Annotated in this window: 17 protein-coding genes; 6 read left to right on the forward strand and 11 right to left on the reverse strand. The window is 37.3% G+C overall.

The window, feature by feature from the left end:
• Positions 1-310 precede the first annotated feature (310 nt).
• Positions 311-634: a toxin-antitoxin system YwqK family antitoxin gene (locus RNZ46_RS08325; protein WP_316984922.1), complete on the forward strand. Its 324-nt coding sequence runs from the start codon at positions 311-313 to the stop codon at positions 632-634.
• A gap of 74 nt (positions 635-708) precedes the next feature.
• Here RNZ46_RS08325 and RNZ46_RS08330 read toward each other — a convergent pair whose 3' ends face one another.
• Together RNZ46_RS08330 and RNZ46_RS08335 are read right to left on the reverse strand one after the other, a co-directional pair.
• The gene (locus RNZ46_RS08330) at positions 709-1,920 is read right to left on the reverse strand and encodes a beta-helix domain-containing protein (RefSeq protein ID WP_316984923.1); all 1,212 of its coding nucleotides are present in this window, start codon (positions 1,918-1,920) and stop codon (positions 709-711) included.
• Between the two features lie 39 nt (positions 1,921-1,959).
• Complete coding sequence (locus RNZ46_RS08335; RefSeq protein WP_316984924.1) at positions 1,960-4,803, reverse strand: TonB-dependent receptor; 2,844 nt, start codon at positions 4,801-4,803, stop codon at positions 1,960-1,962.
• 157 nt (positions 4,804-4,960) lie between these two features.
• On the opposite strand from RNZ46_RS08335, the gene RNZ46_RS08340 reads away from it, so the two are divergent.
• The gene (locus RNZ46_RS08340; RefSeq protein WP_316984925.1) at positions 4,961-6,301 is read left to right on the forward strand and encodes a deoxyguanosinetriphosphate triphosphohydrolase; all 1,341 of its coding nucleotides are present in this window, start codon (positions 4,961-4,963) and stop codon (positions 6,299-6,301) included.
• A gap of 219 nt (positions 6,302-6,520) precedes the next feature.
• Here RNZ46_RS08340 and RNZ46_RS08345 read toward each other — a convergent pair whose 3' ends face one another.
• Both RNZ46_RS08345 and dxs read right to left on the reverse strand, forming a co-directional pair.
• Positions 6,521-7,456, reverse strand: a complete 936-nt coding sequence (locus RNZ46_RS08345) for a nitrilase family protein (protein WP_316984926.1) — start codon at positions 7,454-7,456, stop codon at positions 6,521-6,523.
• Between the two features lie 204 nt (positions 7,457-7,660).
• Complete coding sequence (gene dxs / locus RNZ46_RS08350) at positions 7,661-9,427, reverse strand: 1-deoxy-D-xylulose-5-phosphate synthase (protein ID WP_316984927.1); 1,767 nt, start codon at positions 9,425-9,427, stop codon at positions 7,661-7,663.
• Positions 9,428-9,490: 63 nt separating this feature from the next.
• Here dxs and RNZ46_RS08355 point away from each other — a divergent pair, with 63 nt between their 5' ends.
• Complete coding sequence (locus RNZ46_RS08355; RefSeq protein WP_316984928.1) at positions 9,491-9,940, forward strand: nucleoside deaminase; 450 nt, start codon at positions 9,491-9,493, stop codon at positions 9,938-9,940.
• Between the two features lie 315 nt (positions 9,941-10,255).
• Here RNZ46_RS08355 and RNZ46_RS08360 read toward each other — a convergent pair whose 3' ends face one another.
• The 3 genes from RNZ46_RS08360 to aspS are packed head-to-tail and all read right to left on the reverse strand — an operon-like array spanning position 10,256 to position 14,095.
• Positions 10,256-10,492: a hypothetical protein gene (locus RNZ46_RS08360; RefSeq protein ID WP_316984929.1), complete on the reverse strand. Its 237-nt coding sequence runs from the start codon at positions 10,490-10,492 to the stop codon at positions 10,256-10,258.
• The gene (locus RNZ46_RS08365; RefSeq protein WP_316984930.1) at positions 10,492-12,294 is read right to left on the reverse strand and encodes a chloride channel protein; all 1,803 of its coding nucleotides are present in this window, start codon (positions 12,292-12,294) and stop codon (positions 10,492-10,494) included. The genes RNZ46_RS08360 and RNZ46_RS08365 overlap by 1 nt, the downstream gene beginning before the upstream one ends.
• Positions 12,295-12,340: 46 nt before the next feature.
• Complete coding sequence (gene aspS, locus RNZ46_RS08370; RefSeq protein WP_316984976.1) at positions 12,341-14,095, reverse strand: aspartate--tRNA ligase; 1,755 nt, start codon at positions 14,093-14,095, stop codon at positions 12,341-12,343.
• A gap of 267 nt (positions 14,096-14,362) precedes the next feature.
• On the opposite strand from aspS, the gene RNZ46_RS08375 reads away from it, so the two are divergent.
• A complete protein-coding gene (locus RNZ46_RS08375) occupies positions 14,363-16,942 on the forward strand; it encodes a carboxylesterase family protein (protein WP_316984931.1) in 2,580 nt (859 codons plus the stop codon).
• A 285-nt stretch (positions 16,943-17,227) separates the two neighbouring features.
• On the opposite strand, the gene RNZ46_RS08380 is transcribed toward RNZ46_RS08375, so the two are convergent.
• The 4 genes from RNZ46_RS08380 to RNZ46_RS08395 all read right to left on the reverse strand — a co-directional run bounded on the left by RNZ46_RS08380 (position 17,228) and on the right by RNZ46_RS08395 (position 23,982).
• A complete protein-coding gene (locus RNZ46_RS08380) occupies positions 17,228-20,758 on the reverse strand; it encodes an efflux RND transporter permease subunit (protein WP_316984932.1) in 3,531 nt (1,176 codons plus the stop codon).
• A 74-nt stretch (positions 20,759-20,832) separates the two neighbouring features.
• Positions 20,833-22,005, reverse strand: a complete 1,173-nt coding sequence (locus RNZ46_RS08385; RefSeq protein WP_316984933.1) for an efflux RND transporter periplasmic adaptor subunit — start codon at positions 22,003-22,005, stop codon at positions 20,833-20,835.
• 31 nt (positions 22,006-22,036) lie between these two features.
• A complete protein-coding gene (locus tag RNZ46_RS08390) occupies positions 22,037-23,374 on the reverse strand; it encodes a TolC family protein (protein WP_316984934.1) in 1,338 nt (445 codons plus the stop codon).
• Entirely contained in the window at positions 23,371-23,982 is a 612-nt protein-coding gene (locus RNZ46_RS08395) for a TetR/AcrR family transcriptional regulator (RefSeq protein WP_316984935.1), read from the reverse strand. Before RNZ46_RS08395 ends, RNZ46_RS08390 begins: the two co-directional genes overlap by 4 nt.
• 125 nt (positions 23,983-24,107) lie before the next feature.
• Here RNZ46_RS08395 and RNZ46_RS08400 point away from each other — a divergent pair, with 125 nt between their 5' ends.
• A complete protein-coding gene (locus RNZ46_RS08400) occupies positions 24,108-25,082 on the forward strand; it encodes a polyprenyl synthetase family protein (RefSeq protein ID WP_316984977.1) in 975 nt (324 codons plus the stop codon).
• Between the two features lie 57 nt (positions 25,083-25,139).
• On the forward strand, positions 25,140-25,487 hold the full coding sequence (locus RNZ46_RS08405; RefSeq protein ID WP_316984936.1) for a hypothetical protein: 348 nt from the start codon (positions 25,140-25,142) through the stop codon (positions 25,485-25,487).
• The last annotated feature ends 51 nt before the right edge of the window (positions 25,488-25,538 follow it).

Raw genomic sequence — 25,538 nt, forward strand, 5'->3', positions numbered from 1 at the left:
AAGACTGCCCTGGCCTAAGGCAGCCTCATTAGAAATCATAATAATGTAGTCGACAAAAACTAATAGATTATATGAAATACTAATTGTTTTGTCTTAAGACAAGGCAAATATTATGTTTTAAATTGATGTGAATGTAACCTGAATATTAAGTAATTATTAAACTTTCCAATGTTAAATCTTCATGCGAAATAAAGAAATAACATTCTGGTATTTAGGTTTTTAAAACGACAATGTTAACTTAAGGTTAATTTAAGGTTGTTTTAATGTTACGCAATTTGTATATTTAGATTATAATGTTAAACCCATAATTATGAAGAAATCAATTTTATTTGTTTTTGCTTTTTTAATTACTGTGGTATCTTTTGCCCAAGACCAGCAAAAGAGAGATTTAAAACTTAATAAAGACACAAACTTAATTGATGTTGTTTATTATCATGACAATGGTGTTGTAAGCCAAACAGGATCTTACACAGTAGATGGTAAATTACAAGGCGCGTGGCTAAGTTTTAACACAGAAGGCAAAAAAATCGTTTCTGCGAATTATGATAATGGTAAAAAAGTCGGCAAATGGATTTATTGGATTGACGGAATTAAAAAAGAAGTCAATTATAAAAACAACGTCGCTTCGTTATAGTTTATATGGCAAAGTGAAAAATAAAAAAGCATCCTAAGTTTTAGGATGCTTTTTTTGCGAATTATATATTTTATTTAGTTGCCTGTGGTCCAGTTTGCGCCCCATGTTGCATAGTCTGTTCCTGTTCCCTGACCCTCACCTGAGATGAAATCTGTTTCAGAAAAAGTATCGCCAGTATCATTTTTGGTTTTTGTTGTTACATCGATAAAGGTAATGTTTGTAACATGTAAATCACCGTTAATAACTCCGGTGCCAGTGGGGTTGTCGCTATTGGCACCCGCATCTCCATCAAGGTCGAACCCCTCGGCAAAGCCTTCAATTAAAATATTGTTAAAAATCCCTTGGGTACCAGCTCTTAACCTAATGGCTTCGTTTCCTTTTGACGAGCCCAAACCAATAATTGTGGCATTGTTTACGGTGGGTTTAGACCAAAATTTTGGATTAGAAAGATTCCCAATATCCGTGTTGTAGCCATCGCATTCAAACCCTTTATCATGGTCTGCTCCGTGTTTAATGTAAGCATTTGTAATAGACCCCGTAAACCCTTCGGTCCAATCAATAGAATCATCTTGACAATTAATTACAACGGCATAAGACACTTTTGCTGTACCTCCAAAAAATTCAATGCCGTCATCTGCTCCTTCGTAAGCTTGAATATATTCAATCGTTGTTCCAGAACCAACACCATAAAAAGAGAACCCGTTGTTTTCTGAGGAACCATCAGCAGCACCGCCTGAATATTCAACGCGTACGTAACGTAAAACGCCTGAATTATCGGCCGAATCTGTTCCGCCGTAAGGCAAACTACCAATTTCTGACGTTGATGTTGCACTACCGGTAACCGAGTTAATGGGGGCTTTCCCCAAAAGTATTAACCCACCCCATTGTCCTGCGGTGGGATTCGGATCTCCAGAGGTCATTACAATGGGTTTTTCGGCTGAACCATTAGCTATAATTTTGGCGCCTTGGGAAATAGCAATGTAAACATCGGCACCCGTTGCAATGGCTTTAATTGTTACACCTTCGTTTATAGTCAGTGTAGTGCCTTCAGCCATTATTACTGGACCACTAATGGTATAGGTTCTATTGGCTTCCAATGTTAAGTCTGAAGAATATTCCGAGGCACCAATGGCGATTTCTTCATCATTGCCACCAGTGTTTCCGCCACTATTGTTATGAATAACGCTGTTATCTGTGATATAAATATCGGCTGTGTCGTCTGTGGCACACGAGTTAAAAAGCAATGCTGTAGTTAATAATCCTAATACTAAATTGTTTTTCATCATTTCTAAGTTTAATTTTTATTCGTTCTTTAGTTAATGGTTTTAAAATTTATATTTTAATTGGAGTCCAATGTTCATTCCTTTTTTATAGTTTGAAACATCTTTTCCGTTAGGGGATGTTACCATTATAGCGCCTTGGGTTGTTTCTCTAATATATTTTATGCTTGGATTTAAAAGGTTTTTTGCGGCGACATTGATTTCAAACGATTTGCCTATTTTATTTTTTAGAATAAAATCTAAAGTTGGAATCCCTTTTTCAATAACATTTCCTAAATGACCAGATCCTAAAGCATCAATTCTATCTGAAAAATAAGAGAATGATAGGGTTGCGTTGGGTTTGTAGTGTTCAAAAGATGTTGGTGAGTAGTTAATATCGGCATTGATAATTAATGGCGAAGCGCCTTGTAATGCCTCTTTGTCATTTACAAAACTTACATTAAAATTGCTGCCAACGATGTCTTGATACAAATCTTGTTCAGTATACATATACGTGGCATTTAGCCCCATAGATAATTCTGCTTTGTCATCTCCGTTAGTAATGATATTTTTTCTAATCTCTGCTTCGATACCATAGATTTGAGCTTTTTCGCCCGTTCTGAAAAAACGTTGTGTTCCTGTAGCGTCAAACGCTACAACTTGATTAATTGGATCTTCAATTTGTTTGTAGAATGCACCGAGTGAGATTAATTCTGATGTTGTTACAAACCATTCATATTTTAAATCGACATTTAAAATTGTTGAGTACGATACATCTTTTACATTAGTATATGTTCCTACTTCTTTTTGTCCCAACAAATCTGGATTTCCACCGATACGCTGCGATACACTTTCATAAACAAAAGGAGCAACTTCTTTAAATTCTGGAAGAGAAATAGTTTGGCTTGCCGAGAAACGTAGATTTTGGTTTTCGTTTAATGCATATTTTAAACTTAAACTTGGTAGATACAAGTCGTTTGATACCTCCATATTATCATTCCCATTAACCCCTAAGTTAATCACGTTGTATTCAATATATTGTTTAAAAGATTCGACTCTAACACCAGGCACAATAAGCCATTTTTTGCCTAAATTAATTTCAGCATTCAAGTAGCCTGCGTAAACATCTAATTTGCCTTTATAAGTGTTTTCTGGTAACCCTGGTCTGTTGGTGTTACTTAAATTAGGGAATGGTTTAATAACTTTAATTTCGTGAGTCCCTTCATGACTTGTTAGATTTAAGTTGTTTAAAGAGAAAAAACTGTTTAAGTGATTGACATCTGCTATACCGCTATTGTCAATAATATCATAACCATATCTAATATTATCAAAACGACGTTCTTTAGTTCGAGCATTGTAACCAACATTAATTTTAATGTTTTCAGAAGGTTTGTAAACTAAGTTTAAACGACCGTTTAACTCTTCATCTTTGATGTTTTGGAAATAACGCTGATTATCAAAATCTACATTACTATAAAAAATAGGTAGAGTATTAGGGTCATTGTCCAAAGCATATTGATAGTTTTCAAAATTTAAACGTTTTCTATCTGGTTCATGCGCAGCGACATAGTTGTGGCCAAAGCCCCAATCCAAATCAATCTTATCAAATTTATGAGTTCCTAAAAGTTGATTAACATAAATAAGATTTTCATTAAATTGAATATTCTGCTGATAAAACCCTTCGTCTGTATTGGCTATAGCATCTCGATTTCTACCTTTACCATCAATACCAAAGTAGCCTATTTTGTCTGACGAACTGTTTACAAATAAAGCGTTAAATTTAAGGGTGCTGCTCGTGTCCATTCTATAAATGATAGATGCCATGGCTGTAGTGGTGGTGCCGTATTCAAACTCTTCAGATTGCTCAAAGGCTTTCTTCTCAACAATGGTGTAATCTATTGAAGAACCTTTTCTGTACTGGTAATTGTTTTCAAACGAACCAGTAGCGTAAAAACTAAGTTTCGATCCGTTTTCAAAATTGAATGATTTTCCAAAGGTACTATTAACACTTGTGTTTATTGGCATGCCAGCATCAACAGGGTCGAATCCGTGAGATAAAATAATAGCAAAAGGGTTATGCGCATATCTGTTGTAAAACCCAAAATGACCTGTCCCTTCGCTTCTTACAAAATCTTTACCAATTGCATTGGTGTTAATTTCGGAGCCGATTCCAAAATCAAAGAAACCTGAGCCTTTATAATCTTTTGAGGAAATATCTACATTTCCTGCAGCAAAATCGCTATAGAATTTTGATGAATACGCTTTGCTAATCGATACTTTCTCAATGATATCAGAAGAGAATAAATTTAAATCAATATTCTTTTTGCTAACATCGTTGGATGGTAAAGACAACCCATTCATTGTGGTATTCAAATATCTATCTCCTAAACCACGTACATACACATTGCTTGAGCCTTCTGGCTTTGATACTCCAGAGATTTTAGAAATAGCTCCAGCAGCATGACTAACACCTTTTCTCGACAACTCTTCAAAACCAATACTTTGTTTAATTTCAACGGCTTTTTTTTGCTCTAAAAATAGTGCTGTTTCGCTTTCTCGTTTTGTAGTTGTGGTAATAATGACTTCGTCTAAAGAAGCTGCACTTGCAGCCATGATTACATTTAAGTCTGTCTTTTTACCAGCTACAATGTCAACACTAATCTCTTGTGTTTTGTAACCCACAAAACTAAAAACCAGTGTATAACTTCCAATTTTTAAATTTTCAAAAGCATATAAGCCATCAAAGTCTGATGTTGTTCCCGTAGTTGTTCCTTTAATTAAAACATTGGCAAAAGCTAAAGGCTCATTGTTAAACTCCTTATCGGTTATTTTTCCGGCTACTGATCCGGTGTTTTGGGTGTGTGAAAATGTTGCAGTAAGTAGTGTAAATAATAGTACTATATGTTTCATTATTTTTTAGTTTGATGCTGCAAAGAAAGGTTGTCAATGTAAAGGCGGTGTTAAATAAGAATTAAACAACCGTGATGAAAATGTTATGCTAATGTTACCAGATTTTAGGTTTGCTTTTATCGAATTTACTTATCTTGCCTGCTCTTAAAAATGTAACATGAACTGGGAGCAACTACTATCGTTAAAACGTGCTGGCGATACCAACAAACGCATTAGAAAAGAGCAAGATGAAACTCGATTGGGCTTCGAAGTCGATTACGATCGCATTATTTTTTCTTCTGAATTTAGAAGCCTGCAAGACAAAACCCAAGTCATTCCGTTATCTAAAACCGATTTTGTGCACACCCGATTAACCCACAGTTTAGAGGTTAGCGTGGTGGGACGTTCTTTGGGTAGGCGTGTGGGGCAAAAACTGTTGGAAAAGCATCCGCATTTACAAAGCGTTCACGGGTATCAAGCCAACGATTTTGGAGCTATTGTTGCCGCAGCAGCTTTGGCCCACGACATTGGAAATCCGCCTTTTGGGCACTCCGGCGAAAAAGCTATTGGCGAATTTTTTAAAACAGGCGAAGGCCAAAAATATAAAGACCAATTAACCGAAAAAGAATATCAAGATTTATGTGATTTTGAAGGTAATGCCAACGGCTTTAAAATTTTAACCGAAGACCGGGCAGGACGCAACGGCGGCTTGCGTTTAAGCTACGCCACATTGGGCGCATTTATAAAATATCCAAAAGAGTCGATGCCCAAAAAACCAACGAAACATATTGCCGATAAAAAATACGGCTTTTTTCAAAGTGAAAAAGAAGCGTTTAATGATGTTGCCAAAGAACTCGGATTATTAAAAAGAAGCGACAAGCACATGAGCTATTCGCGACATCCATTGGCATTTTTAGTTGAGGCTGCCGACGATATTTGCTATACCATAATCGATTTTGAAGACGGTATAAACCTCGGGCTCATTCAAGAAGAATTCGCGCTGGAATACCTTTCAAAAATCATTAGGGACAATATAAAACCAGAAAACTATTATGCGCTTTCAACCAAGGAAGACCGCATCGGATATCTGCGTGCCCTGGCCATAGGAAGCCTTATAAACGAAGCCGTCGATATTTTTATGGCGCACGAAGAAGCTATTTTGAGTGGCGATTTTAACAGTGGTTTGTTGGATAAAAGTAAATACGATGCGCAAATAAAGGATATCATAAAAATCAGTATAGAAAACATATACCAATCCACCGAAGTGGTCGATAAGGAAATTGCGGGTTACGGGGTTATAAACACCTTGTTAAGCACCTACACAAAGGCCGTGAACAACACATTCCATAACACCGCCTCAAATTACGATGCCCTCATTTTAAAAGGCCTGCAAAAAACCATAAAAACCAACACATCCAGTTTGTACCAACGCTTAATGGGCGTTTGTTATCATGTGTCGCTGCTCTCAGACAGCAAAGCCATTCTCGATTATAAAAAAATAAAAGGCATAGAGTTTTAGGTTATATCACTTCGAGTGTCCCGAATTTACTTCGGGATGTATCGAGAAGTAGGGCGTTACCCCAAGCCTTCGACTCCGCTCAGGGCAAGAGGGGTCGGGCTTTCACTACTCAATCCCTCCTGCGTCGGGGATTTCAAACATGCCGTTCAATCCCTAACGCACTTGTTTGCCAACTTAAGTCTTTAAATTGAAAGTAATTTTGTTTTTGTAGAGGTTTGTTTACTTTTTCATCCAAACTGGTGTTGTGTCCGATTCGTGATTTCTGCCAATTATGTCTTTGTATAGTTCTGGTCTTCTAGCGTTCTTATATCTCCAACCTCCTGACAGTTTGATTTTGTCTTTTGTGATTTTTGAAATTGTTATATCGTTTTCAAAGGACTTTATTTCGGATAAGATTTCTCCATATGGGTCGATTATCATCGAATTACCATTCTTTAGATGCTCTCCGTCATAGCCAATCGGGTTTGTAAATGCATAGTAAACCCCGTTGTCGTAAGCTCGTGCGGGCAACCAACGCATTAGCCATCGCCTCCCTTTAGGCCCATCAAATTCCATGCGTAATGATACTGGGTCGTTTTCACGGTTTTGCCAATATTTGTTGGCTACGTAATCTCGATGTGGCATTGCCGATGGCGTACAACCTGTAACGTGAGGTGCGAAAATTAAATCTGCCCCTAGATTACTTGTCGCTCGAACATTTTCTATTATGTTGTTATCGTAGCAAATCAAAATCCCACATTTCCAACCAAGTAGGTCGAATACACAATATTCGTTACCTGCAGACATATACTTGCTTATAAATGGGTGTATTTTTCGATACTTCGTTACAAGTCCATCTCCTGTAACGCAGATATATGTATTGTAAATTTTTCCATCGGATTTTTCTACTAGACCTGCTAAAATCGGAATGTCCAATTCTTTGGAAATAGTAATCAGTTCCTGTGTACTTTTTCCGTTTGGCACTTCCTCTGCCAATTCCGTTATCTGTTCTAAGCTTAAGTCTTTGGTAAAAGTGTAGGCGGTAATCGACATTTCGTGAAAACTTATTAAGTCGGCTCCTTCAGATTTTGCTTTTTTCGCAAGTTTTCGGATGATTGATAAGTTGTATTTTTTATCTCCGTCTTTTGGCTGAAATTGGGCTACTGATACATTCATATTTTGGTTCAAGTTGAATTTTTTGATGCTTGTGAATAATATTTGACTGACACCAAAACGTTTCAATATTTCGATAAACGCCGTACATGTTTTTATATCAGCCGTTACTGAAACAATACCAATAGTTTTCGGGACAGCTCAAGTAAACGAAATTATCATTTTTTTCTGATAAAGTCAAGTAAATCTTTAAACCAAATAAAAGCGCTATAATAATAATTTAAGGTCATTTTTTAAACTTTCAGCATCCAAACCAACCGATTTTTGCAATTCATAAACACTACCGTGTTCAATAAATGCATCAGGAATTCCTAACACTTTAATCGTGTTATTATAATGGTTTGCAGCAGCGAATTCTAAAATAGCAGACCCAAACCCACCAATAATTGATGCGTCTTCAATGGTTAAAATGGTTTTATGCAATTTAAAAATGCGGTGTAGTAGATCCTCATCCAAAGGTTTTACAAAACGCATATCGTAATGCGCAATAGCTTCTTTGGCCTCGCATAAATCTATAGCATTGGTTACATTTTGTGCCATGTTTCCAATACTTAAAATAGCGAGTTTATGGCCTTTTTTAAGTTGCTTGCCTTTTCCTATTTCAATTTTAGAAAAAGGTTGTTTCCAATCCATTGTCACCCCTCGACCACGCGGGTAGCGAATGGCAATGGGTTGCTCTAAACCTAATTGCGCTGTGTACATCATGTTGCGTAACTCAACTTCGTTTCTGGGCGCAAAAACAATGAGGTTTGGGATGCATCTTAAATACGATAAATCGAAAACCCCGTGGTGTGTTGCCCCATCTTCACCAACCAAACCGGCGCGATCCAAACAAAAAATTACGGGCAGCTTTTGTAAGGCCACATCGTGGATGATTTGGTCGTAAGCACGCTGTAAAAACGTGGAGTAAATATTACAAAACGGGATTAAACCCTGCGTTGCCATGCCTGCTGCGAGTGTAACCGCATGTTGTTCGGCAATACCAACATCAAAAGCACGATTGGGCATTTTGTCCATCATATATTTCAACGAACTTCCCGTTGGCATCGCGGGTGTTATGCCCACAATGTTTTTATTGTTTTCGGCAAGCTTCACAATGGTGTGCCCAAAAACGTCTTGGTATTTTGGTGGCTGTTGGCCGCTACAGGATTTAGCAATGAGTTCGCCCGTTGTCGCATCAAACTTTCCCGGTGCATGGTATTTAACTTGGTCTTCTTCGGCCTGCTTTAAGCCTTTGCCTTTGGTGGTGATAACATGTAAAAACTTGGGGCCTTTTATGGTTTTTAATCGTTTTAATTCCGTGATAACAGCATCGATATCATGACCGTCAATGGGGCCGGAATAGTCAAAATTTAAGGCTTCAAAAATATTGTCTTGCTTTTGGGTGCCCTTTTTTACATTGGTTAAATACATTTTTAAAGCGCCAACGCTGGGGTCAATACCAATGGCGTTATCGTTTAAAATAACCAGTAGGTTTGCATCGGTAACACCGGCGTGGTTTAAGCCTTCAAAAGCCATTCCGCTAGCAATACTGGCGTCGCCAATAACGGCAATATGGTGTTTGTTTTCACCTTTTAACTGCGATGCAATGGCCATTCCCAATGCGGCTGAAATAGAGGTGGAGGCATGCCCAACACCAAAGGTGTCGTATGCGCTTTCACTGCGTTTTGGGAAACCGCTAATGCCTCCTAATTGGCGATTGGAATCGAATATATCTTTTCTGCCCGTTAAAATTTTATGTCCGTAAGCTTGATGGCCCACATCCCAAATCAATTGATCGATGGGTGTGTTAAAAACGTAATGCAAGGCAATGGTAAGCTCTACAACGCCCAAGCTTGCGCCTAAATGCCCCTGTTTGGTAGCGACAATATTGATAATAAACGCGCGCAATTCCTTGGCAAGCTGAGGTAGTTCGTCTTGTTTTAAAAGACGGAGTTCTTTGGGGGTGTTTATAGAATTTAAGAAGCTTTTCATGGTGATACAAATGTAGTATTTGAAAATGATACCATTATCATTTGAAATCGTATTTTTGCTTTTATGCTACAACCATTTGACGATACTTATTTTATGAAAAAAGCCCTCCAAGAAGCTGAGGTTGCTTTTGATAAAGGCGAAATTCCTGTGGGTGCTATTATTGTAATTGACAATAAAATTATTGCCCGCGGACACAACTTAACCGAAACCTTAACCGATGTAACTGCGCATGCCGAAATGCAAGCCATAACGGCTGCGGCTAATTTTTTAGGTGGTAAATATTTACAAAATTGTACTTTGTACGTAACCTTAGAACCTTGCCAAATGTGTGCAGGCGCTTTATATTGGAGTCAGATTTCCAACATTGTTTACGGCGCTCGGGATAAGGAACGGGGCTGTATTAATTTAAAAACCAAATTGCACCCCAAAACAACAATTAAAGGTGGTGTTTTAGCCGATGAAGCTTCGGAGTTTTTGAAGCGTTTTTTTATTGAAAAACGGAATTTGAACTAATTACTTTAGCTATTCTTTTCTGTTTTCTGTTGGTTTTTGCGGACAATAAACGATTGCTAACTGAAGACGGGCTACTGCGGACTGACTTCGCGTTAGGGATTGATGCGGCATCCTTTTTAAAGGAAAAAAAGAATTGATTTTGGATAAGAATTGAAGTTTAACAGATTGCCACGTCCTTCGTCCTCGCAATGACGCTTTAAAAAGATATAGCGGAAAGCCCGACCCTCCCGATAGTTATCGGTAGGGTAACGCCCAACTTCTCGATATAATTCCGATAAAAAATCGGAATCACTCGAAGTGACATAATTTTAAAAACTAATGCTTTTTATCGCGTTGGTTTTCGCGCATTTTGTCAAGATTTTCTTTGGTGAGCATGTAATCTTGAATTTTTTTGTCTTTCCAACGGTAGTATGAAAACAACGGGAACACGATTAAAAACAGGGCGAGAACACCGAAGCCAATTAGCTGTTGCGAATAGGCGGTTTCTAAAAGGAAACCACTTGTTATTAATGCGATTGATACGACTAAAAAGAAAATGATGATATATTTCATTAGGTTGTGCTGTTAATTAGTTCGCGCCTGTATGCGGTTAATAATTTGGATTTTGATACAAAACCATAGTAACATCCGTTTTTGATGACCGGTAAATTCCATGCGCCAGAATCTTGGAATTTTTTCATTACGGTTTGCATGTTGTCTTTTTCGTATACAATATAATCGGGCGGATAGTGCATAAAGGTTTCAACGGTGGTTGTGGTATACAAACTTTGGTCGAACATAATGTCCCTAATATTATCCAAAAGGATAATGCCCACCAATCGTTTTTGTTCGTCTACAACAGGAAACAGGTTTCTGCTGGATTTTGCAACGCCTTTGTGTAGCATAACGCCCAAGGTCATATTTGGGTTTAGTTCCACAAAGTTTTGTTCAATTACATGGTCTAACTTCATTAGAGTTAACACGTTTTTATCTTTGTCGTGCGTTAGTAAATCGCCTCGTTCTGCCAATTCTCTGGTGTAAATGGTGTGCTCCATGTAATTTTTGGTAATCATATACGAAATGGCGACCGTAATCATTAATGGAATAAACAGCTCGTACCCATCTGTAATTTCAGCGATTAAAAAAATGGCCGTTAAAGGCGCGTGAATGACACCGGCAATGAGTCCTGCCATTCCCACTAAGGTGAAGTTGGATTCGGATACTTGATAGCCCATTCCAATATTATTGATAACTTTTGCCACAACATTACCCAAAGCGCTTCCCATAACCATGGTTGGTACAATAACACCGCCAACGCCACCTGCAGCGAATGTGGTGGTCATGGCAACAGCTTTAAACAGGGTGAAGCCAATTAATAAAACGATAACCACCCATATATTGTCTAGATAATCATCAAAAAAAGTGGAACCCAGGGCATGCAAATGGTTGCCATCAAAAAGATCTTTGATAAAACTTAAACCCTCACCGTAAAGAGGCGGAATAAAATACAGCATGACACCTATAATGATTCCTCCAACAACCATTTTTACTAATCGGGATTTAAATTGATCGAAAAAGGTGTAAATAGCAAAGTATATTTTAGTAAAATATAAGGAGGCTATTCCTGTGCCTACGCCCAATGCAATATAGAACAGGGTGTCGTTAATGGTAAATTTATCAGTTAAATCGAAATTGAAAAGCACTTCGTCGCCTAAAAAGAAATAAGACGTGAGTACAGACGATATGGATGCAATTAATAATGGTAATAATGATGTGAACGTTAAATTGAGACTAAACACCTCAACAGCAAAAACGATGGCGGCAATAGGCGATTTAAACATGGAAGCCATAGCTCCAGATGTAGCGCAAGCAATAAGTAATGTGCGTGTTTTTCGGTCTATATGCAGTAGTCTACTTAGGTTGGAGCTTATTGCAGAGCCTGATGTTATGGCGGGTCCCAACAGTCCTACCGAACCACCAAAACCAACCGTTAAAGGCGCCATAATTAAGGGGTGGTATATTAATTTGTACGACAGTAATCCTTTTTGCCTTAAAAGCGAATATAGCAACGAGGGAATAGCTCTTTTAATAAAAGCAGGTGTTGCGGGTTTCATTGCTTTTTTAAAAAAATACTGTTTAAAAAGGAAGACTAAAAACAGGCCTACAATGGGCAAAATAAAATAGAGCTGATTTTTTGAGAAAACGATACCTTTTTCTAAAAGTGCTTGAATGGCATACGTTATATTTTTAAGTATAACGGCAGCTAAACCAGCCAATAAGCCAACAATAACACTAAGAATAAAAACGAAATTTTTTGGAGATATATATTTATACCTCCAAATATGTATACGCTTTAATAAATAGGGTATTGGCATGTTATAAAACTACTAAAAAATCCTGCAATGAGCAGGATTTTAATTCTTATGATTTTATATTAAGTTTTAAACTTAATTCTTTTAGTTGTTCATCGTCAATTGGTGCGGGTGCATCAATCATAACATCGCGACCTGCGTTGTTTTTCGGGAAAGCGATAAAATCCCGAATGGTTTCTTGTCCGCCCAATATAGCAACCAACCGGTCCAAGCCAAAGGCTAGTCCGCCGTGTGGTGGTGCACCGTATTCAAAAGCATCCATTAAAAACCCAAATTGCGCTTTGGCCTCTTCTTCGGTAAAACCTAAATGTTTTAACATAATGGCTTGGGTTTCTTTATCGTGAATACGAATAGAGCCGCCGCCAATTTCATTGCCGTTTAAAACCAAATCGTATGCATTGGCTTTAACTTCGCCAGGTTTAGAATCCAATAATTCTATCTGCCCAGGTTTTGGCGATGTAAACGGATGGTGCATCGCATGATAATGCCCTGTTTCTTCGTCTAATTCCAACAGTGGAAAATCGATTACCCAAAGCGGTGCAAAAACTTTAGGGTCTCTTAAGCCCAAACGTTCTGCCAATTCCATGCGTAGCGCACTTAATTGGGCACGCACCTTGTTTGTTTCACCGGAAAGCACACATATTAAATCGCCCGCTTTTGCTCCGGTTACTTCAGCCCATTTTGCTAAATCGTCTTGATTGTAAAATTTATCGACTGATGATTTATAAGAGCCATCATCGTTACAACGGCAATACACCATACCAAAAGCACCAACTTGCGGACGCCTTACCCAATCAATTAATTTATCGATTTCTTTTCTGGTGTAACTGTTTCCTCCGGGAACGGCGATACCAACAACCAGTTCGGCCGTATTGAAAACTTTAAAATCTTTATGTTGTGCCACAGCGTTTAACTCGCCAAATTCCATCCCGAAACGGATATCGGGTTTGTCGTTTCCGTATAAACGCATCGCATCATCGTACAGTAATCGTGGAAACTTATCAACCTCAACACCGTTTAATTCTTTGAGCAAATGACGTGTTAATCCTTCAAAAGCATTTAAAATATCCTCCTGATCAATAAATGCCATTTCACAATCTATTTGTGTAAATTCTGGCTGTCTGTCGGCGCGTAAATCTTCATCCCTAAAACATTTTACAATCTGAAAATACTTGTCCATGCCACCAACCATAAGCAGTTGCTTAAAGGTTTGAGGCGATTGCGGTAAAGCGTAAAATTCACCTTCGTTCATTCGGCTAGGCACCACAAAATCGCGCGCGCCTTCGGGAGTTGACTTTATTAAATAAGGTGTTTCAACCTCTATAAAACCTTCTTTTGATAGATAGTTGCGAACTTCCTGAGTTACTTTGGCTCTAAAAATTAAATTGTCTTTTACTGGGTTACGTCGAATATCTAAATAACGATATTTCATGCGTAAATCTTCGCCGCCATCGGTTTTATCTTCAATAGTAAACGGCGGTAATTTAGATTCGTTTAAAACACGCAATTCGGATACTAAAACCTCCACATCACCCGTAGGCATTTTTGGGTTTTTCGAGGCGCGCTCTATCACGGTTCCTTTAACTTGAATAACAAACTCGCGGCCTAAATTTTGAGCTTGCTCTAAAAGGTCTTTCGAGGTACGTTCCTCATCAAAAACCAACTGCGTAATGCCGTAACGGTCGCGTAAATCGACCCAAACTATAAATCCTTTGTCTCGAGATTTTTGTACCCAACCGGCAAGGGTTACTTCTGTATTTATGTGCGAGGCGTTTAATTCGCCACAATTATGACTTCTGTACATGCTAGTGAAATTGATGTGCAAATTTAAAGAAATAACCATGTACACAACCTATTTTATTCGTCTTTTTTAACGGATTAAAAAGTTCTTTATTGGAGACTTATTGTTGTTGGTCGAAAAATGTTTTTAGATGGAATGAATTGCGTAATTTTACTCGATAATTGAGATTGAATACCCAGAAGTTATTTCGAAAATATCCATCTGGTTTCGTATAGAATCCCTTTTGAGCCCGCTCGGAGGTAGTTAGCTAAAAATAAAAATCGATTTGTAATGCATTTAACCAAGATTAAATTTAGAGTCGTGCTATTGTTTTTGATGATTGGATCATCAGCCTTAATAGCCCAACAACGAACAGGAAATATTGTTGAATACTTTGGAAAAGAAAAAGTAAACGACATTAAAGAAGGCAAACTTTTGCATGTTTTTACAACAGGATTAGCTTTAAAATTTCAGAATTTTAGGTTTAATTCGTCGTCATTTCCCAAGGATCAGGTTTTTAGTCGGTTTTTGATGCAACCCAATTACGAACCAGAAACCGATGATGTTTTTGATATTGATTTTACGGGCAAACAGTTACTTTGGAAATCTATTGCGACCGATACCACAAATAGTTTTAACGATAGGAGTTTACGCTCTAGCTATGTGTATTTAAGCTATCAGTCGGACTCGGAAAAAACCGTGCTTTTTGAAGCCTCCGGACATTCGCTGGTTTTAATAAATGGATTACCGCACGAGGGTGACCATTACGATTTTGGTTGGAATTTAATTCCGTTAAAATTAAAAAAAGGATTAAATAAATTCGTGTTGAAAGTAGGGCGCTTCCCTAGAATTAGAGCCCGATTAATTGACCCTCAAACCTCAGTTCAATTCACAACCCGAGATTTGACCTTGCCCGATCTTTTGGTTGAAGAAGACAAAACCTATTTGGGCGCTATCAGAATCATAAATACTTCTGAAAACTGGGTTGAAAACCATACGGTTACTTCCAAAATCAATGGTGTTTCGTTATCACATCAAATTCCAAATATTCCGCCTTTAAGCGTTCAAAAAGTACCTTTTAAAATAGCTTCTGTAGCCGATAGTAAACAACTTGGAAAGGCCGATTTAAAATTAAGTTTGCATGCAAAAAACGGCACCTTAATAAACACAAATACCATTCAAATTGAAATAAAATCGAAGCACAACCATCATAAACGCACTCTTAAAAGTAATGTGGATGGCAGTGTTCAATATTACAGTGTGGCGCCATCAAGCGATAAAAATTTAAAAGACGGCGCCTTGTTTTTATCGGTGCACGGGGCTTCGGTCGAGGCTGTAAATCAAGCCAATGCTTACAAGAAAAAAGATTGGGGTAATTTAATTGCGCCAACCAATCGTCGTCCAATTGGTTTTGCGTGGGAAGATTGGGGACGTTTGGATGCGCTCGAAGTTTTAGCAGATGCAAAAAATATTTACAAACCGAACAGCAAAAAAATATATTTAACGGGGCACTCCATGGGCGGTCATGGTACCTGGTATTTAGGCGCCACTTACCCAGATAAGTTTGCAGCTATCGCGCCTTGTGCGGGTTATCCGGATTTGCTTTTGTACCGCAACGGATTTACCAACAGAATGTTAAATATGACCGAAGAGCAACTAAAACGCTTCGGTATTAGTCCAAAAATATTGGAACGGCTCACCGCAGAACGTGTGCCAACGGCTATGGAAAACATAATCCACCGAGCCGGAACACCCAGCAGAACCTTAAAGCTTATTCGTAACTATTTGCACCACGGTGTTTATGTGCTTCACGGCGAAATTGATAATGTGGTGCCCACGGCTATTGCCCGAGATATGCGTGAGCGCTTGGGTAAATTCCATCCGGATTTTACGTATTACGAATATCCAGACGGAACACATTGGTATGGCAACCATAGTGTGGATTGGGAGCCTATTTTCAGTTTTTTTAAGCAACGTACCATTAAGGAAGCTTCCGATATAAAAAAATATGAATTCTTCACGGGTTCGCCGGGGGTTTCTGCTACCTCACATTTTATAACCATTCATCAGCAGGACACACCTTTTGAGACGAGTTCTTTTAAGTTTTCAAAAGAGGATGGCTATAAATTACATACCGATAATGTGGCGGTGATTGAAGTTGATTTTTCAGCATTAAAAGACGATAATTCAAGTATTGAAATTGATGGGACCTCCATAAAAATTCAAAATGATAAAAGCGTATTTTTTAAAAAAGTGAATGATGCGTGGCAAATAACAAAAGCACCCAGTTTAAAAGAAAAAGGTCCGCATAGAAACGGTGGTTTTAAAGATGCGTTTAGAAATAATGTGGTTTTTGTTTACGCTACCAATGGCACACCTAAAGAAAATGAATGGTATTACAACAGGGCGCGTTTTGATGCAGAAACGTTTTGGTATCGTGCCAACGGGCATATTGAAATGGTTAAGGATGTCGATTTTTCCCTAAAGAAATATGCCGACAGAAATGTGGTGATTTACGGTAATGCTGATAATAATTTGGCGTGGAACAAACTTTTAAAAGACAGCCCGATACAGGTAAAGGATTACGGTGTAAATTTCAACGGCAAGCTGTTATTTGGAAACCAATGGGGCATGTATTTTATTGTACCTAGAAAAGATAGCGATACAGCCAGTGTTGGTGTAGTTACTGCAACGGGTAGCAAAGGCATGAAAGCCGCTTATATGAACCATTATTTGGTTAACGGTACTACATTTCCTGATGTTTTGCTTTTTGATGACGAAGTACTTTTAAACGGTATGCCAGCTGTAAAGAGCGCAGGATTTTTTGGGAACGATTGGTCGGTTGAAAATGGCGATTTCGAATGGCGGTAGTAATAAAGATGATTTTTTGTCATTCCGCACTTGATGCGGAATCCATCATCATTAGCACCAAAAAGTGGATTACTGCCTTCGCAGGAATGACAACCTATTTATTCAAAAATTTTTAGAAATAACAAACCAGATTCGGAATAGCAATACATTGTCTCTAAAGATTAAATATGGTTTTTTTTAAATAATCTGACTTTAGTTAAAACATCTAGGTAATAAAAATACTCCAAAGTTTCCATTAAGAAACTCTGGAGTTTTGTTGTTTATTATATTAGCCGTCAATTAAAATTATTCTTTTATATGGTTTTCTTCGTTAAAAGCCTCTTGAAGTATAAGGTTTTCATTGGTGTAAACCCTATCTTTAAAAAGCCACATTTTAAACGTAGTGACTAAATAGAATAAAATAGGAACAACAATTAATGTTAAAAACGTAGCGATCAACAAACCGTAAATAACGGTTTTAGCCAACGGTCCCCAGAAAATAACATTATCTCCACCCATATAAAAATTAGCATCAAACTCGTTAACTAAGGTAAAGAAATTAATATTCCATCCCCAAGCTAGTGGAACTAATCCTAAAATGGTTGTAATGGCCGTAAGTAAAACGGGGCGTAAACGTGCCTTACCACCCTTTACAATAACTTCGATTAGTTGGTTTTTAGCAAGGTATTGATTGTCTTCTAAACCTTGTTCAAATTTCTTTCTGTCTATTAAAAGTTGGGTGTAATCGAGCAGAACAACACCATTGTTTACCACAATACCAGCAAGCGAAATAATACCCATCATGGTCATCATTATTACAAACGAAGCGCCCGTAATAACAATACCTCCAAAAACACCAATAAGGCTTAAAAATATGGCAAGCATTATTATTCCCGGTTTTGAAACCGAATTAAATTGGAATATTAAAAGGAAAAATATTAATCCCAATCCAGTAAGAAACGCGCCGTTTAAAAAGTCTTGTTGCTTTTTCTGTTCTTCAATTTGTCCGGTATAATCAATTTTTACGTCATCTGGTTTTTCGGTAAAACTTTTCATTTCGTTTTGAATTTGAGCTACAATAGCTCCGGCATCAACATAACCTGGTGCCAAGGCAGAGTAAAGCGTTACCACACGATTAATATCTCTATGTTTTATGGCGCTATAACCAGAACTGTTGCTGTGATTGGCGATAGCCGAAACGGGTATTTCCTTTATTTGGCCAGATGCCATATCCCTAAAGGTTATTTTTTGATTAAATATGGCACTCGTATTGTATCTGTTTTCTTCATTAAAACGCACATAAATATCGTAATCTTCACCATCTTTTTTATAGATACCTGCTTTGGAACCAAATATAGAATTACGTAATTGCTGCCCCACTTGTCCGGCATTAACGCCCAATTCACCAGCTTTTTTTCTGTCGACAATAACTTGCATGGTGGGTTTGGATTTATTGACATCAATTTTTAATTCATCAATACCTTGAATATTTTTTGTGTTGATAAAATCGCGCATTTTTTCGGCAGTGGCGATAAGCTTGGAATAATCGTCACCTTTAAGTTCTAAATTTATAGGATATCCGGCAGGAGGCCCTGCAACATCCTTTTCTACCGAAATGGCAACACCGGGATAAATGCCTTTTAAATCTTCTTGCACTTTTTTAAGCAGCTCGTTACTATCTGCGCCTCTTCTAAATTTATATTCGCGCATAGTGGCTGTTATTTTACCACGATGGGGCATTTCTGCTGCAGAACCTCCATCAGTCATAGGGTTTCCGGCGCCTTCACCAACTTGAGATACGGCACTTTCGGTTAAAAAATTGTAACCGTTATCCATGTAAGCTTCATCGTTTATAATTTTATAAACACGCTCTTCAATATCTTTGGTGATGGCATTCGTTTTTTTTATGTCGGTGCCTTCGGGATATTCAATGTAAACAATAATTTGATTGGGCGTATTGTCTGGAAAAAATTCGACTTTTGTACGCTTGCTTCCAACAGATGCGCCAAAGCCTATAAACGCTATAAAGAGCAATACTACCGTGGCAACGGTTATTAAAACGGGTTTTTTGTCGCTTAAAGCATAGCGCAGTGATTTTTCGTAAATACGCTCCCATTTTGGTAAGGTGTTATTTTGAAATTTGTTAGCCCATCTTCTTAAAAACAACCTATAAATCCAAAGCATTAAAACAGTAATCAACATTAAGGTGCCCAAGCCTCTGTAGCTACCACCAACCAAAACAATTAACAGTCCGACAACACCAAATACGATTGAAATTTTAATGATTTGTTTTAAGGGCATATTTTTGTCTTCGGTAGACATAAATTGCGAAACCATTACCGAGTTAAAGAAAATGGCAACAAATAGCGATGAGCCTAGTACCACCGATAGTGTAACCGGGAAATAAATCATAAATTCACCCATTACCCCGGGCCATAAGCCTAAAGGAATAAACGCTGCAACGGTTGTTGCGGTTGAGATGATAATAGGAAAAGCGATTTCGCCAATACCTTTTTTTGCGGCTTCAATTCGTGGCATGCCTTCAGACATGAGTCGGTACACGTTTTCTACCACCACAATGCCGTTATCAACCAACATACCGAGCCCCATGATGAGTCCGAAAAGAATCATGGTGTTCATGGTGTAGCCCAACATATTTAAAATCATGAGCGACATAAACATGGACATAGGAATGGCAAACCCAACAAACAGGGCGTTTTTAAATCCTAAAAAGAACATTAAAACGGTAACAACGAGGATGATACCAAATATGATATTATTAACCAAATCGTCTACTTGACCAATGGTTTTTGATGATTGATCGTTGGAAATAGATACTTTTAAATCTGGCGGAAAAACATTTTCTATGGCCTCTTTCACCATAACGTCTATTTGTTCTGCGGCAGCCACCATGTTTTTACCGGCACGTTTTTTAACATCGAGCATCACAACGGGGTTGCCAAACTCTCGGGCATAGGTGGTTTTATCTTCGTCTTTAAAGGTAATGGTTGCCACGTCTTTTAAGTAAATGGCATTGTTGTTTTCAGACTTAACAACAAAATCTTCCAATTGGCTTGGGTTGCTTATTTCGCCTATAATCCTTATGGTACGGCGTTGCCCGCTTGTGATTAAATTACCGGCCGACATGGTCATGTTTTCTCTGCTAATGGTATTGATAATGTCGTCAAAACTGACTTGTGCAGCCATCATTTTATAAATATCAACAGCCACTTCAACTTCTTTGTCTTGGGCGCCACGAATATCGACTTGCTTTATTTCCTGTAGGCTTTCAATTTCATCTTCAAGATATTCGCCGTATTCTTTTAATTTGTCTACCGGATAATCTCCCGAAATGTTGATGTTTAAAATGGGTATTTCTTCAGACATGCTCAAATCGAACACATTGGGTTCTACTTTGGCGTTATTGAATGTTGGCCAATCTTCACCAGATTTTTCAGAGTCTACCTCGTCTTTTACTTTCTGTTTTGCAGCTTCAACCGAAATATTTTCATCAAATTCAACAATTACAATTGAGTAGTCTTCTTGCGATGTTGAGGTAATTTCAACCACATTACTTACTGTTTTGAGGCGGTCTTCAATGGGATCGGTGATAAGTTTTTCGATATCTTCAGCCGTATTTCCGGGGTAAATAGAACTGATGTAGATTTTAGTTTCTTTAACTTCAGGAAAACTTTCCCTGGGCATTTTAAAATAGGCTCCGGCGCCTAAAATTAAAATAAGCAAAATTAAAACATACATGGTGGTTTTGTTGTTAATAGCCCATGATGACAACCCGAACTCCTTATCTATTTTATTGTTTTTTTTGTCTGTAGTCATTGGTTTTTAGTCTTTAGACGTTAGTGTTTTTGTCTCCTTTGAAGCAATCAAAAGGTATTATAAGAAAGTAAAGATTATTTAATGTCTATAATTTTAACTTCCTGTCCGTCTTTTACGCTTCGTGCACCTTCGTCAACAATTTCACTACCATCGTTTATACCTGATAGAATTTCAATAACATCGCCTTGGGTTTTGCCAGTTTCAATAATTACACGTTCGGCAACACCTTCATTTTTTTCATTTTTATTATTTACCACATAAATGTATTGGTCGCCATTGGCGTTTTCTGAAATAATACTTAACGGAATTAATAAAGCATTCTCGTTGGTATAATCGTTAATTTTAAGTTTGGCAGTTAAATTGGGTTTTATGCTTTTATCCTTATTGGGCACTGCCACTTCTATTTTAAATGTGCGGTTTGCAGGATTTATAAAGTTTCCTGCTTGTCTTATTTTGGTATCAATAACTTTACCTAAAACTGGGAATTCTACTTTTACATTTTTGTTTACCGTAACATTGGTTATGTAACTTTCGGGTACATCGGTTTCAATATACATATCGTCGAGATTTACAATGCGCATCAATGGTGTTTGGCCTGCGCCAACTACACTTCCTTGTTCGGTCATAACATCGTCTATAGTTCCAGAAAATGGTGCTCGCACCACGGTTTTAGCTAATTGTTGTTTAATTTGCTTTACGGCTTTCGCCTGCGCTTCGTAATTAGATTTTGCTTGTAGATATTGAATTTCGCTACCAATTTTTTGCTTCCATAAACGCTCTTGACGCTCGAAAGTTGTTTTGGATAAAGCGGTTTGAATTTCGGCTTGGGCCAATTGTTGGTTCAATCCGCCATCATCAATTTTAGCTAATGTTTGACCTTTGTTAACCCATTGGCCTTCTTTTACAAAAACGTTGGTAAGAATACCGCTGTATTCGGGATATAGTAATAAAAGTTTTTTGGTGTTTACGCTACCTTGTAACTCTAAATAATGCGTAAATACACGGTGTTTGGCTTTAAAAGTTGTAATTAGAGGGATTTTTTTTGTGGTGTCCAATACCGCAATTTTATCGTCTAATTGTTTTAATTGCGTAGCCATTTTTTGTTGTTGGGCAACAATTTCGGCACGTTTTAAGCGCATGGTCTCTAAGTCTCCGGATTCGATGGCTTTTTCAACAGATTGCTTTTTACCTTCTCCACAAGAAGTTATAAGCAGCGTAACGATGAGAAATGAATAGATATATTTCATGGTTTAGTGTTTTTTTTTTTTTGATTGATTGTTATATTTGATTTAATGCTGTTTCAAGTGCTGCTTTTTTATTGATGACATCAAGCATGGCTTGTAAAAATTCTTGTTGTGCCGTGTATAGTTGGGTTTGCGCTTGCCTTAATTCGAAACTGGTGGCAATACCTTCAAAAAACTTGGTTTGGTTTTTTTGTTCGATACGTTCGGCGAGGTTTAAATTTTGTTTTTTATTGTCGTAATCTTCAATCGCAAATTGGTAATCGCTTTTTGCCGATGCTATTTGAAGCTTTATTTTTTGCTCGGTTTCGGTGAGTGTTTCTTTGGCTATTTCAAGATTTATTTTGGCACGTTGCGTTGCGGCACTTCTTCGGCCTGAACTAAAAACAGGAATGTTCATGCTTACACCTAATAACGATGAACCAAACCACTTTTGGTCACGTTTTAAAAAATCGAAATCCTGATTATTACCGGCATAGCCCGCGTTAACAAAACCTCTTAAAGTGGGTAAGGCTTTACTTTGCTCTAATTTAACAAGCAGTTCTTTTGCTTTTTCATCGTTTTTAGAAATTTTAAAATCAACTGTGTTTTCAATATTTTCTTCAGCGTTAAGCAATTCCAAAACAATGTTTTGAGCCGTTAGGGTTTGTAAATTATCAGTTAATATGGTGTTGGTATTTAATCCGGTACCCAAGGTTGTGTTCAGCATTTGATACGCTAGGGTTTTTAAACGCGAGGTGTTGTTTAATTGGCTTTCTATACTAGAAAGTGTGATTTGCAATTGCTCAACACTTTCTTCGTCTCCCAATCCGTTTTCGTAAATTTTTGTGGTTTCATTCAAGTTTTTCTTTAAAACGGCAATATTCCGTTCTAAAATGGTTACACTTTCTTCGGCAAGAAGTACATTTCCGTAGGCATTAATAACGGCTTTTCTAACTTCTAAATCGGTTTTTTCTTTAGCGTTTTTCGAAATTTCTAAAAACACTTTCGCCGATTGGAGTCCAACTAAATAAGAGCCATCAAAAATTAACTGTTCTAAAATCACGGTACCGTTCATGGTTTGTTTTGTGCCAAAAGCAACCTCGGCAAACTCACCTACATTACCGCCAAAAAACTCCGCTGGAATTAAAGATACTTGCTGTTTAAGCCAATTGTTGTAATCTATATTGGCACTTATTTGCGGCAACCCAATTGTGGTGGTTTCCCATTTTTGTTTTTTAGCGGCTTCAATATCCAGTGTTGCGATTTTAGAGGTTCTGTTGTTTTCAAGGGCATAATCTATTGCTTCTTGCAACGAAAAACTAAGTGTATTTTCTTGTGAAAACAGGGTGATAGAACAGCATAAACTAAAAATAATTATAAGTTTGCTTTTCATTTTGATGATTGATTTGATGTTATAAATTGGTTTAATATATCGAGCCCTTTTGTTGTGCAAATGCCCCGTAAATGGTATTCTAAATAATTGTCCATAAGCATATCCATTGAAAAGGTTTTAAGCGGAAATAAATCCTTGTCTTTAATGGCTACCATGGTGTTAAAATACAATCGTGCTATAAAATCTACATGAATAGTGTCTCTGTATAAGCCTTGATTTATGCCCTTGTTTAGGTTGCTAACAACACAAGTTTGCATTAATTCAAACTGTTGATCTTTTAGCGCATTAAATATTTTGGGGTAGTATTTTTGTAACTGGTATTGGGGAGACGATTTTTCATCCTTTAAATGCTCCATTACAAACTTTTTAATGCTATAAATTTCTTCTATTGGGTTTTTATCTAACGAGCAAATATGATCAATACCGCAAGAGATAGAATGAAATAAGTTGAGGGTAGTGGCCTCAACCAGTTTTGTTTTATTGTCAAAATGTTGATAAATGGTTTTTTTAGATACGCCTAAAGCATTGGCGATATCGTCCATGGTTACGCTTTTAAACCCGTAGTTTAAAAACAAATCCGTTGCGCCTAATAATATTTTTTCTCTCATAATAGGAGGCAAAACTACAATAGGAAACTTTAAAAACCAAAAAAGTTTCCAAAGTTTTAGTGTTTTTTAACACATCCTTAGGCATGCAAATTTTTAATTATGATGAATTACGCTATTTTTGCGCGATGCATCTTATAGAAAAATACAGAACAGAGTTTGTTGGGTTTTTAGATAATTACTCAACGGAAAAAGAACCCCAAACATTATACAATCCCATTAAGTATATTCTAAATTTAGGGGGCAAAAGATTGCGTCCGGTTTTAACCTTGATGACAGCCGATATTTTTAGCAACGATTTTAAAAAAGCATTGCCCGCAGCTTTAAGCATTGAAGTGTTTCATAATTTTTCTTTGGTACACGACGATATTATGGACGATGCGCCCTTGCGACGCGGACAAAAAACAGTACACGAAAAGTGGGATATAAACACAGGCATTCTCTCGGGCGATGCCATGTTGATTATGGCGTACCAACTTTTTGAAAACTACGAAGCCAACATTTTTCAAGCTTTGGCACAATTGTTCAGTAAAACGGCTTTAGAGGTTTGTGAGGGTCAACAATACGATATTGATTTTGAAACCAGAGACGATGTAACGGTTGCAGCCTATTTAAAAATGATTGAATACAAAACCGCTGTTTTGGTTGGCGCCGCCATGAAAATGGGCGCTATTGTTGCAAACGCTTCCGCGGAAGATCAGGATAACATTTACGAGTTTGGTAAAAATTTAGGTATCGCTTTTCAATTGCAAGACGACTATTTAGATGCTTTTGGCAACCCTGAAACTTTTGGTAAACAAGTGGGTGGCGATATTATTGTTAACAAAAAAACCTATTTGTATATTAAAGCGCTTGAGTTTTCAAATGAAACGGAAAGGGCAGCATTACAACAATTATTTGCAACGAATACCGATGCAGCTGAAAATAAAGTAGCGCTTGTAAAAGAAATTTTTAATTCGACAGGTTCTGCCCAAGCCACAAAAATAGCCATTGAAGATTACACGAAAAAAGCTTTTTTGGTTTTGGAATCACTACATATTTCTGATGATAAAAAAGAACTTTTAAAAAACTTTGGAATGAGTTTAATGAACAGGAATGTTTAAATAATAATTTTTTTCATTTCCGTGAATCCCAATAAACAGTGGGAGAAAACCTGCCTTATGCAATTACCAACAACGTTTGATGCATTAATTGAAGAAGCTAATCAATCCGATTTGTATCATAAATTGATAAAACAGCTTAACAAAGATTTTTTACTGGCCAATATCGATTTAGATTTTCACGAAGATATTTTGCCTTCAAGCTTAAAACTATTACTTCACGAAACCGTTTATAAGCTTATTCAAGAAAAATTTACGGCGTATTTAAACCTACTTTACATTATTGATGTTTCAGAAAAACAAGTAAAAGCCTTGGATGGTGAAGATATTCTAAAACTATCTGAAGCCGTGTCGTTTTTAATCTTAAAACGCGAATGGCAAAAAGTGTGGTATAAAAATAAATTTTAATTAAGATAAATTTGTCCTAATTAAAATAATGCTATATATTTGCATCAAATA

Source organism: Hwangdonia lutea (assembly GCF_032814565.1).
Classification (GTDB): Bacteria; Bacteroidota; Bacteroidia; order Flavobacteriales; family Flavobacteriaceae; genus Hwangdonia; species Hwangdonia lutea.

Bases quoted from the DNA above. Each gene is read 5' to 3' on its own strand.
- RNZ46_RS08355 (WP_316984928.1), top strand. From the start codon at position 9,491: ATGCTACAACCATTTGACGATACTTATTTTATGAAAAAAGCCCTCCAA.
- dxs (WP_316984927.1), bottom strand. From the start codon at position 9,427: ATGAAAAGCTTCTTAAATTCTATAAACACCCCCAAAGAACTCCGTCTT.
- RNZ46_RS08385 (WP_316984933.1), bottom strand. From the start codon at position 22,005: ATGAAATATATCTATTCATTTCTCATCGTTACGCTGCTTATAACTTCT.
- RNZ46_RS08365 (WP_316984930.1), bottom strand. From the start codon at position 12,294: ATGCCAATACCCTATTTATTAAAGCGTATACATATTTGGAGGTATAAA.
- RNZ46_RS08395 (WP_316984935.1), bottom strand. From the start codon at position 23,982: ATGAGAGAAAAAATATTATTAGGCGCAACGGATTTGTTTTTAAACTAC.
- RNZ46_RS08380 (WP_316984932.1), bottom strand. From the start codon at position 20,758: ATGACTACAGACAAAAAAAACAATAAAATAGATAAGGAGTTCGGGTTG.
- RNZ46_RS08335 (WP_316984924.1), bottom strand. From the start codon at position 4,803: ATGAAACATATAGTACTATTATTTACACTACTTACTGCAACATTTTCA.
- RNZ46_RS08400 (WP_316984977.1), top strand. From the start codon at position 24,108: ATGCATCTTATAGAAAAATACAGAACAGAGTTTGTTGGGTTTTTAGAT.
- RNZ46_RS08330 (WP_316984923.1), bottom strand. From the start codon at position 1,920: ATGATGAAAAACAATTTAGTATTAGGATTATTAACTACAGCATTGCTT.
- RNZ46_RS08360 (WP_316984929.1), bottom strand. From the start codon at position 10,492: ATGAAATATATCATCATTTTCTTTTTAGTCGTATCAATCGCATTAATA.
- RNZ46_RS08345 (WP_316984926.1), bottom strand. From the start codon at position 7,456: ATGAATGTATCAGTAGCCCAATTTCAGCCAAAAGACGGAGATAAAAAA.
- RNZ46_RS08325 (WP_316984922.1), top strand. From the start codon at position 311: ATGAAGAAATCAATTTTATTTGTTTTTGCTTTTTTAATTACTGTGGTA.
- aspS (WP_316984976.1), bottom strand. From the start codon at position 14,095: ATGTACAGAAGTCATAATTGTGGCGAATTAAACGCCTCGCACATAAAT.
- RNZ46_RS08405 (WP_316984936.1), top strand. From the start codon at position 25,140: ATGCAATTACCAACAACGTTTGATGCATTAATTGAAGAAGCTAATCAA.
- RNZ46_RS08390 (WP_316984934.1), bottom strand. From the start codon at position 23,374: ATGAAAAGCAAACTTATAATTATTTTTAGTTTATGCTGTTCTATCACC.
- RNZ46_RS08340 (WP_316984925.1), top strand. From the start codon at position 4,961: ATGAACTGGGAGCAACTACTATCGTTAAAACGTGCTGGCGATACCAAC.
- RNZ46_RS08375 (WP_316984931.1), top strand. From the start codon at position 14,363: ATGCATTTAACCAAGATTAAATTTAGAGTCGTGCTATTGTTTTTGATG.